The 9,323-nt window shown below is 72.5% G+C and carries 7 protein-coding genes; 4 read left to right on the forward strand and 3 right to left on the reverse strand.

Going from position 1 to position 9,323, the window contains the following annotated elements; genetic code table 11:
• Positions 1-51: 51 nt before the first annotated feature.
• Entirely contained in the window at positions 52-759 is a 708-nt protein-coding gene (locus tag ACSLTV_RS35400; RefSeq protein WP_435613671.1) for a hypothetical protein, read from the reverse strand.
• A 357-nt stretch (positions 760-1,116) separates the two neighbouring features.
• Between ACSLTV_RS35400 and ACSLTV_RS35405 the strand changes: the two genes are divergently transcribed.
• Positions 1,117-3,168 carry a protein kinase domain-containing protein gene (locus tag ACSLTV_RS35405; protein ID WP_435613672.1) on the forward strand — a complete coding sequence of 684 codons (2,052 nt, stop codon included), beginning with the start codon at positions 1,117-1,119 and terminating at the stop codon, positions 3,166-3,168.
• A gap of 92 nt (positions 3,169-3,260) precedes the next feature.
• Here ACSLTV_RS35405 and ACSLTV_RS35410 read toward each other — a convergent pair whose 3' ends face one another.
• Entirely contained in the window at positions 3,261-4,703 is a 1,443-nt protein-coding gene (locus ACSLTV_RS35410; protein ID WP_432157907.1) for an amino acid permease, read from the reverse strand.
• A gap of 209 nt (positions 4,704-4,912) precedes the next feature.
• On the opposite strand from ACSLTV_RS35410, the gene ACSLTV_RS35415 reads away from it, so the two are divergent.
• Both ACSLTV_RS35415 and ACSLTV_RS35420 read left to right on the forward strand, forming a co-directional pair.
• Entirely contained in the window at positions 4,913-5,398 is a 486-nt protein-coding gene (locus tag ACSLTV_RS35415) for a ribose-5-phosphate isomerase (RefSeq protein WP_432133024.1), read from the forward strand.
• Between the two features lie 177 nt (positions 5,399-5,575).
• Positions 5,576-6,382, forward strand: coding sequence for an Fpg/Nei family DNA glycosylase (locus ACSLTV_RS35420; RefSeq protein ID WP_435613670.1), 807 nt, complete (start codon positions 5,576-5,578; stop codon positions 6,380-6,382).
• Positions 6,383-6,574: 192 nt separating this feature from the next.
• Here ACSLTV_RS35420 and ACSLTV_RS35425 read toward each other — a convergent pair whose 3' ends face one another.
• On the reverse strand, positions 6,575-7,840 hold the full coding sequence (locus tag ACSLTV_RS35425) for a GNAT family N-acetyltransferase (RefSeq protein ID WP_432133022.1): 1,266 nt from the start codon (positions 7,838-7,840) through the stop codon (positions 6,575-6,577).
• A gap of 161 nt (positions 7,841-8,001) precedes the next feature.
• Between ACSLTV_RS35425 and ACSLTV_RS35430 the strand changes: the two genes are divergently transcribed.
• On the forward strand, positions 8,002-9,201 hold the full coding sequence (locus ACSLTV_RS35430; RefSeq protein WP_432133021.1) for a PP2C family protein-serine/threonine phosphatase: 1,200 nt from the start codon (positions 8,002-8,004) through the stop codon (positions 9,199-9,201).
• Positions 9,202-9,323: the final 122 nt, after the last annotated feature.

The raw sequence follows: 9,323 nt of genomic DNA on the forward strand, positions 1-9,323 counted from the left end.
GGCCCCTTCCTCTTTCTGCGTCGGAGTCGGCCGCGCCTTTCTGCGTGGAGGTCAGCCGAGCCGCCCCGCGGGGCGGCGCCGGGTCCACCACATCCCGGCCACGCCCGCCGTGAGGAGTGCCGCGCCGGCCGCGCCGAGCGGCAGCACCTCCCGCTCGAACCCGGTCTTCGCAAGCTCGTCCCCGTCCGGCGCCACCGGCTTGTTGTCCGTGCCCAGCAGCAGGGGGGTGGCCGGGGCGTTCGGCGACGGGTTCGACGTGCCGAACGGCACCGGCCCCTGCTGCCAGTACGTCTTCCTGCCGTCGCCGGTCTGGACGGGCAGGCAGATCTTCCCGGTCCGCCGCAGATCGAAGGTGGCGTCCACGGCGTACGACTTGGACGCGCCGGCCGCGAGGGTGCCGACGGGGCAGGAGAAGGCGCTGTTCGCCCCCTCGGGAAGATCCCCGGTCGGCACCGCCGCACACCCCTGAACGTTTTTGACCGTCAGGCCGTCGAAACCGACGACCAGCAGCCTGAGGATGCCGCTTTCCTTTGTCCCCTCATTCTTCACCGTGGCGGTGATCGCCGTTTTCCGTGAACCGTTGTCGACCGAGATCTTCTCCGGAAGTCGCGTCGTCAGCTTCACGCCCGCAGGCGCCTCGTCGACCACCTTTCCCCCTTTGTCGCTTCCCGGCCCCTGATCCTCCGCGACGGCACCGGCGGAAAAGACCAGCACCGCCGAGAAAGATGCCATGACCAGCGACCCGGCGATGGCCGACATGCGCGTCGACCTGCGGTGAGAACTCATGTTCGCCCCCCTTGGCTGCGCCTGAATTCGCAGTACTCGAAGAGGTACCACAAGATTTCTCCGCACTATGCTGGTACGGCCCGAAGTGTGACCGTCGTGTTTCACTCGGGGAAGTCCGAGGCGGCGTTGAGGGGGTGCGTCGAATTGCCGGGGAACAGGGGAAGCGCGGGAGCCGCGGGAGATGCGGGAAATTCGGGGGAAGCGGGAAAGGGGGGAACTCCGGGAGTCGTGGGAATTCCTGGGGAAACGGGTGGTGCGCGGGGCGGTGGCGTACCGGGGCGGTGGGTGACCGGACGCTACCGGCTGGTCGAGAGCATCGGCCAGGGAGGGATGGGGCGGGTGTGGCGGGCCGCCGACGCGATGCTCGACCGGCAGGTCGCCGTGAAGGAGATGCGCATCGACGGCCTCGACGCCGAGGACACCCGTACGCGCCGCGAACGCACCCTGCGCGAGGCCCGTGCCACCGCCCGCATCGACCACCCCAACGTCGTCCGGGTCTACGACGTCGTCGACGAGGGCGAACGCCTCTGGATCGTCATGGAGTTGGTCGCCGGCCGCTCGCTGGAGCGGATCATGGCCGAGGAGGGTCCGCTCGGACCGCGCGAGACGGCCCGGATCGGGCTCGGCCTGGTGGAGGCGCTGCAGCAGGTCCACGCGCGGGGAGTGCTGCACCGGGACATCAAGCCGGGCAACGTGCTGGTGGAGGACGCACGCGGCGGCGGGGGCGGTAGCCGCCGGGTCGTCCTCACCGACTTCGGCATCGCGGCGATCCAGGACGCCAAGGCGCTCACCATGGTCGGCATGCTCGTCGGCTCGCCCGACTACATGGCCCCGGAGCGGATATCCGGCCGTCCGCAGGGCCCGCCGTCCGACGTGTGGTCCCTGGGGGCGACCCTGTGCGCGGCGCTGACCGGCCACTCGCCCTTCTCCCGCGACGCCACGCTGGCCACGCTGCACGCGGTGCTCTACGAGAACCCCGAACTCCCGTCCGCCGCAGGCCCCTTGCTCCCCCTCCTGGCCGCCCTCCTGCAGAAATCCCCGACCGCCCGCCCCACCCTGCCCCAGCTCGCCACCGCCCTGCACGCGGTGGCATGCCCGCCCCGGACCCCCACGGTGGCGGCTCTCGGGCCGGGGGAGGAACCGCGCTCCGGCGCGGCCGAGCCGGTCGCGGCCCGCGGGGCGGAACCGGCGCAGACGCAGGCGGGGCCGACGAGCGGGCGGGCAGAGGGGTCGACGGAGGGGCGGACGCCGGGAGCCGGGCCGACGGCCGCGGGGCCGGTGGGGACCGGGTCCGAGCCGGTGGACGAGGTGGCACCGACGGCAGTGCGGGGTGGGCCGGTGGCGGAGCTCGGAGCGCCGGCGGTGCCGGTCGGCCCGGAGGCGGGTCCACGGCCGGCGGTGGACCAGGGGGAGTCGTCGACCCTCCCGTCGGCGTCCCCGGCGTCCCCGGCGTCCCCGGCGTCCCCGGCGTCCCCGGCGTCCTCGGCGTCCCCGGCGTCCTCGGCGTCTCCGGGGGCCCTCGCCCCAGCCGCCGGTCCCGCCTCCTCCGCCCGGTCCACCCCGGCCCAGGCCGGTGCCGTCGGCTCCGGGGCCACCCCGGCATCCCTTTCCCCCGCGCCGCTCCCCACCGCCACCACCCGGACCGCTCCCACCGCTCCCACCGCTCCCACCGCACCCCCCGCACCGACGCCCACCCGGCGTCGTACGGCCCTCGCCGGTGGTCGTCCCGCGCAGTGGCGTCGTACCGCCCTGTGGGCCGCCGTCGGGCTGGCGGCGGCGGGTGGGTTGGTGGTGGCGGTGGTGCTGGGGGCGGCCGAGGGTGGGGCCGGTGACGGGGGCCGCGCCGGGGGCTCGCCGACGGCCGGGTCCGCCGCGGCGTCGGAGCGCGCCGGTTCCACCGCCTCGGGGCCCGCCGGGCCTGCCTCGCCCGCCGTCGAGGGCACCTCCCGCCCCCGCAGCCTCCCCCCGGGCGCACGGCAGGAGGCCGGCGGCTACGCGTGGACGCCGCCGTCGGAGTGGCGGCGGGACGTCAAGACGGGGGCGGAGGTGCACTACACGTCCCCCGACGGCACCCAGGAACTCGTGGCGAAGTCGTCCCTGGCGAGGGGCGACCTGATGGACACCTGGCGAACCTCGGAGGAGAACGCCCGTCAGGGCCGGGACTACCGCAAGATCCGCCTGGCGCAGACGACGTTCCGGGGCAACCCGGCGGTCGTCTGGGAGTACTCCTTCACGCTGCGTGGCACCCACTGGCACGCCCGTCTGCTCGGCTTCGACCAGAACGGGAAGTCGTACCAGATCAACACCTGGTACCAGGCGGAGGCGGAGACGGACGCCCTCCGCGTCTACGAGCGGGTGAGGGACGGCTTCACGGTGCTGTGACCGCCCCCGACCGAGCCCTGTCCCCGACCGGGCAACGCCCCCGACCGAGCCCTGTCCCCGACCGAGCCCCCGCCTCCGATCCGTTCGCCGCCTTACGGCAGCGCAGACCGCCTGCGCCGGACGTACCACTCCCGAGCGAAGGCGACGGCGAGGACGACGGCGGCGACGAGCAGGGAAAGCAGCACGGTCTCGCGGCCGTCGTGCTCGGTGTCGGTGAGCATGTAGCCGAGGACGAACACGATCAGCCCGGCGGCCGCCCAGGTCAGATACGGGTACAACCACATCCGGACGACCAGCTTCTCCGGCGACTCGGCCTGGATGATCCGCCGCATCCGCAGCTGGGAGAAGCAGATGACCAGCCAGACGAACAGGGCCACGGCACCGCTGGAGTTGACCAGGAAGAGGAAGACCGAGTCCGGATAGCGGTAGTTGAAGAAGACGGCGACGAACCCGAAGAGGACCGAGGCGAGGATCGCCGCCATCGGCACACCCCGCGCGGTGGTACGGGCGAATGCCCTGGGCGCGTCGCCGCGCTCCCCGAGCGAGAAGGCCATCCGGGAGGCCGTGTACAGGCCGGAGTTCAGGCAGGACAGCACCGACGTCAGGACGATGAAGTTCATGATCTGGCCGGCGTGCGCGATGCCGAGCGAGTCCAGGGCGGCGACGTAGGAGCCGTCGTCGGCGATGGCCTTGTCGTCCCACGGCAGCAGGGTGACGACCACGAAGATCGAGCCGAGGTAGAAGACGCCGATCCGCCAGATGATGCTGTTGGTGGACTTGGTGACGGCCCGCCGTGGGTCCTCCGACTCACCGGCGGCCAGCGTCGCGATCTCACTGCCCATGAAGGAGAAGACGACGAGCAGGACACCGGTGAGGATGGCGCCGGGCCCGTTCGGCAGGAAGCCGCCGTGGCCGGTGAGGTTGTCCAGGCCCGCCTTGTCGCTGTCGACGCCCGGGAGCACGCCGAACACCGCGAGCCCGCCGACGACGATGAAGGCGCCGATCGCGACGACCTTGATCCCGGCGAACCAGAACTCGAACTCGCCGTAGGAGCCCACGGAGACCAGGTTGGTCGCGGTGAGCACGACCATCACGATCAGGGCCCAGCCCCACTGCGGCACGGCCGGGACCCAGGACTCCAGGATCTTCGCGCCGGCGGTCGCCTCCACGGCGAGCACCACGACCCAGAAGAACCAGTAGAGCCATCCGATGGAGAACCCGGCCCAGCGGCCGAGCGCGCGGTCGGCGTGCGCGGAGAAGGAACCCGACGTCGGGTTGGCCGCGGACATCTCGCCCAGCATCCGCATCACCAGCACCACGAGCGTGCCGACGAGGGCGTACGAGAGCAGGATGCCGGGACCGGCGGTGGCGATGCCCGTGCTGGAGCCGACGAAGAGCCCGGCTCCGATGACACCGCCGATGGCGATCATCGACAGATGACGGTTCTTGAGACCGGCCTGGAGGCCGGAACCGGGTTGGCCGGTGCCGCCTCCATGGCCGTTTCCGGCCTTGGTCAAGGTCGGCTGCGAAGTCATGGATGGATTTCCTTTGCGCCGCTTGAGGGGTCTCCCGTACGGGGTGCCGTACGAGCCGATCCAGTGAATCGGAGGTGAATCGATTCTTGAACCTTTGAATCCAGATCGTTACTTGAGGTTTTCCTGAGGTTCCTTGGCGTGTGGGAGGGTGCTGTCGGGAGGTCCCCCGGACCTGCGGCTCCGCCGCCCCGCATGTCACACTGCATCCCATGCGCGTGTATCTCGGCTCCGACCATGCGGGCTACGAACTCAAGAACCACCTCGTCGACTGGCTGAAGGCGGCCGGTCATGAGCCCGTCGACTGCGGGCCCCACATCTACGACGCCCAGGACGACTACCCGCCGTTCTGCCTGCGCGCCGCCGAGCGGACGGCCGCGGACCCCGACGCCCTCGGCATCGTGATCGGCGGCTCGGGCAACGGCGAGCAGATCGCCGCCAACAAGGTCAAGGGCGTCCGCGCGGCCCTCGCCTGGAGCGAGGAGACGGCCGCCCTGGGCCGCCAGCACAACAACGCCAACGTGGTCGCGGTCGGCGCGCGCATGCACAGCCAGGAGGAGGCGACGAAGTTCGTCGAGACCTTCCTCGGCACGCCGTTCTCCGGCGACGAGCGCCACATCCGCCGTATCGACATGCTCTCGGCGTACGAGACGACGGGCGACCTGCCCCCGATCCCGGCGCACCACCCGCAGCAGTAGGCCGCACCGGCAAGCAGCCGCCCGCACTCTCGCCGCCGGCCCCCGCCGCCCGTTTCCCCGCCCGCCGTGCGGAGGGGGCGAGCGGAGGGGGACGAGTGGTCGACGGCCGCCGCGTACAGGCCCGCGGGCGGGCGGCGCACGGTCGCCCCCGGCGGCCGGAGGAAGGGGACACACACCGTGCCAGAGGGGCACACGATCCACCGGCTGGCGCAGGACTACGCCGCCCGGCTCACCGGCACGGTCACCGCGACCAGTCCCCAGGGCAAGTTCTCCGACGCCGCCGCCCTCCTGACCGGCGGCCCCCTGCGCACCACCGAGGCCCACGGCAAGCACCTCTTCCTCGGCTTCGCCCCGGACTCCTGGGTCCACATCCACCTCGGGCTCTTCGGCAAGGTCACCTTCGGCGCGGTCCCCGCCCCGCCCCCCACGGACACCGTCCGCCTCCGCCTCGCCACCGACACCGCGTACGTCGACCTGCGCGGCCCCACCACCTGCGCCCTGATCACCGACGCGGAGAAGCGAGCCGTCCACGCCCGCCTCGGCCCCGACCCCCTGCGCGCCGACGCCGACCCGGACGCCGCCTACGCCCGCGTCCGCCGCAGCCGCACCACGATCGCCGCGCTCCTGATGGACCAGAAGATCATCGCCGGGGTCGGCAACGTCTACCGCGCCGAGGTCCTCTTCCGGCACGGCGTCGACCCCTACCGCCCGGGCAAGGACATCACCGCCGGCCAGTGGCGGGCGATCTGGGACGACCTCGTCGAGCTGATGCACGAGGGCGTCCGCGCCAACCGCATCGACACCGTCCGCCCGGAACACACCCCCGAGGCGATGGGCCGCCCGCCCCGCGTCGACGACCACGGCGGCGAGGTCTACGTCTACCGCCGCACCGGCCGGCCCTGCCACATCTGCGGCGCCGAGATCCGTACGGCGGAACTGGCCGCCCGCAACCTCTTCTGGTGCCCCAGCTGCCAGAAACCCTGACGGGACCTGCCGGAGACCCTGACGGGACCTGCCGGAATGCCTGAGCGGACCTGCCGGAGACTCCGACCGGACCTGCCGGAGTCGCTGACAGGACCGCCGGAGACCCTGACGCGACCTGCCGGAATCCCCGAGCGGACCCGCCGGAGCCCCTGACCGGAGCCCCTGACCGGAGGCCGCCGACCCGCCCCCGCGTCAGAACCCGTGCGGCAGCCAGGGCGCGACCGGCGACCCGAACGCCACCGACGCCTTTGCCACCGCCCCCTCGCGCACCTCGGTCACCCGCCCCGCCGCCGCCAGCGACGCGAGGCTCACACCCCCGAGATACACGGCCCCCAACTCCGACGCCGACAGAGCCAGATCGGCCGCATCCCCGGTACGGGCGCACGACGCCCCCGCCGCGTCCCCGGTGAGCCGCCAACGCCCCGCGTTCCAGGGGCAGAACGCGTCCTCGACCTCCAGCACCACGTCCACTGGCGCCAGGTACCCCCGCGCCGACAGCGCCGCGCCCACCTCCACCAGCCGTACGTGCAGCCCGTCCCGCACCCGCAGCCCGCACCGACGCACATCGGACACCATCCGCAGCCACGCCTCGTCCACCGGCCGCCCCCGCGTGGTCACCCGCGACGTCAGATCGATGTCGAACAGAAACCGCCACAGCGCCGCGTGCGCCGCCGGATCCAGCGCTTCCACATCCCGCACCGTCACCGTCCCGCAGGGCCCCTGCCCGTCCCACTCCGGCTTCACCCGGAACCGCGCGAACCCCACGACCTCTCCTCCCCGCTCGGCCAGTACGCACTGCACCGGCGAGGCCCCGGCCCGCTCACCCACCGGATCGAGCAGCGCCAGCCGCTCCCACCCGGTCCGCCGCTCCAGCATCCCGGGCCGCAGGGACACCACCCGCGCGTACACCGCCTCACACACGTCCAGCGCCTTGTCAGGCTCGGCGTACCGCAGCCGCACGTCGTCCGTCCCGGCCGGCACCGCCAAACGCACCCGCGCGGTGTCGACCTCGGCGTTCACCTGGAACGTCGCGACGCCGTACCCGAACCGGCCGTAGATGGCGGGCTCGGAGGCGGTGAGCACCGCCAGCGGCACACCCCACGCCCGCACGTCGTCCAACTGCCGCCGCATCATCGACGTCAGCAGCCCCCGCCGCCGGTGCGTCGCCGCCACCCCGACCATCGTCACGCCCGCCGCCGGCACGGCGGCACCGCCCGGCACGGTCAGCCGGAAGTCGAAGGCCCCCGCTGTCCCCACGCAGGCGTCCCCGTCCCACACGCCGAGGCAGCGGTCGACGTCGACCAGCGAGCGCCACAGCTCCCGCTCCTCGGCCGCCTCCGGCACCCCGCCGAAGGCCCGCAGCAGGCTGTCGTACCACCCGTCCCACTCGTCCTTGCGCACCACCCGCGGCCGCAGCGGATCCCCCGCGCCGCCTCCGTCGAACGCCTTGGTCGCCATGGAGCCATGCCTACCAGGGCAATGCGGTACGAGCCAGTGGATTTCCACCTCCGTACCGGCAGCGCTTTCCATGACGATCACCGCGAAGTCGGGTCTCGGACGGGGGACAAGTGGGACCTCCCGTGCCAAGCGGCGGGTTCGATGGATAGGGTCCCGAACTAATGGCAGCAGGACGAGAGCGGCGCGCGGAGGCCGAGACGTTCACGGCCCGGTTGAAGCACCTGATGCACCGGGTCCGCACCGGTGTGCGCCGAAGCGCCGTCGACTACTTCCGCGGCGACGGCTCCGACTGGATCGCGCTGGCCGGCCTGCTGCTCACCATCCCGCTGATCACCCTCGCCACTCTCGCCGACGAGGTGTGGTTCTCCCCGGCCGCGCTGGTCCTGCCCATCGTCGCCGGCGGCCTGCTGCTCCGCCCCGCGAGCCTGCTCGGCCTCTACGCGGCGGCGGCCTCCGCACTGATCCTGGAGTCCGTCCAGCTCGGCCCGTACACCGAGGGGCCGTCACGGGTCACCCCCGGCGTCGTCCTGGTGGTCGCGGCATGCGGTTTCTTCGGCCTGCTGATCGCCCAGTTCCGCAGCCGGGTCGGCGTGCCCTGGCGGCGCGGCGGCACCATGCTCTTCGACCTGCGCGAACGCATCCGCGTCCAGAGCAAACTGCCCAAACTGCCCCACGGCTGGCACCGCGAGATGGCGCTGCGGCCGGCCGGCGGCCAGTCCTTCTCCGGCGACTTCGTCGTCGCGGCCCGCACGAACGGCGGCCGCACACTGGAGGTCGTCCTCACCGACGTCTCCGGCAAGGGCATGGACGCCGGCTCCCGCGCCCTGCTGCTCTCGGGCGCCTTCGGCGGCCTGCTGGGCAGCCTCCCGCCGCACGCCTTCCTCCCCGCCGCGAACGGCTATCTCCTGCGCCAGGACTGGGACGAGGGCTTCGCCACCTCCATCCACCTCGTCCTCGACCTCGACTCCGGCGACTACGAGCTGTACTCGGCGGGCCATCCGCCCGGCCTCCAGCTCAGCGCGGGCAGCGGCCGCTGGGAGGAGAAGGCGGCCGAGGGCCCGCTGCTCGGCGTCTACGACGGCGCCCAGTTCGACCCGGTCAAGGGCTCCCTGCGCCCCGGCGACGTGCTCATGCTGTTCACCGACGGCCTGGTGGAGACCTCCGACCGTGACATCGTCGAGGGCATCGACCGCCTCACCGGCGAAGCCGACCGCTATGTCGCCGGCGGCTTCCAGGGCGCGGCCTGGCACCTCATCGAGTCGGTCGCGAAGGACGTCAACGACGACCGCGCCCTGCTGCTGATCTGCCGCCAGGGACCGACGACCACGACGATGACGACGCTGACGGCGTCCGCGCGCTGACGCAGTCCACGGTTCGGTCGTGTGTTTGTGCCACGTACGTAACTACGACCGCTTCTCGATTGCACAGGCGAGCGAAGAGTTGCTACCAATGGGATGCGTACAGACGTGACGCATACGTCCCA

The organism is Streptomyces sp. bgisy159 (genome assembly GCF_965341775.1).
Classification (GTDB): Bacteria; Actinomycetota; Actinomycetes; order Streptomycetales; family Streptomycetaceae; genus Streptomyces.

What these genes read in the sequence shown, in the direction of transcription:
- ACSLTV_RS35425 (WP_432133022.1), bottom strand. Translation starts at nt 7,840, where the DNA reads ATGGCGACCAAGGCGTTCGACGGAGGCGGCGCGGGGGATCCGCTGCGG.
- ACSLTV_RS35410 (WP_432157907.1), bottom strand. Translation starts at nt 4,703, where the DNA reads ATGACTTCGCAGCCGACCTTGACCAAGGCCGGAAACGGCCATGGAGGC.
- ACSLTV_RS35430 (WP_432133021.1), top strand. Translation starts at nt 8,002, where the DNA reads ATGGCAGCAGGACGAGAGCGGCGCGCGGAGGCCGAGACGTTCACGGCC.
- ACSLTV_RS35400 (WP_435613671.1), bottom strand. Translation starts at nt 759, where the DNA reads ATGTCGGCCATCGCCGGGTCGCTGGTCATGGCATCTTTCTCGGCGGTG.
- ACSLTV_RS35405 (WP_435613672.1), top strand. Translation starts at nt 1,117, where the DNA reads ATGGGGCGGGTGTGGCGGGCCGCCGACGCGATGCTCGACCGGCAGGTC.
- ACSLTV_RS35415 (WP_432133024.1), top strand. Translation starts at nt 4,913, where the DNA reads ATGCGCGTGTATCTCGGCTCCGACCATGCGGGCTACGAACTCAAGAAC.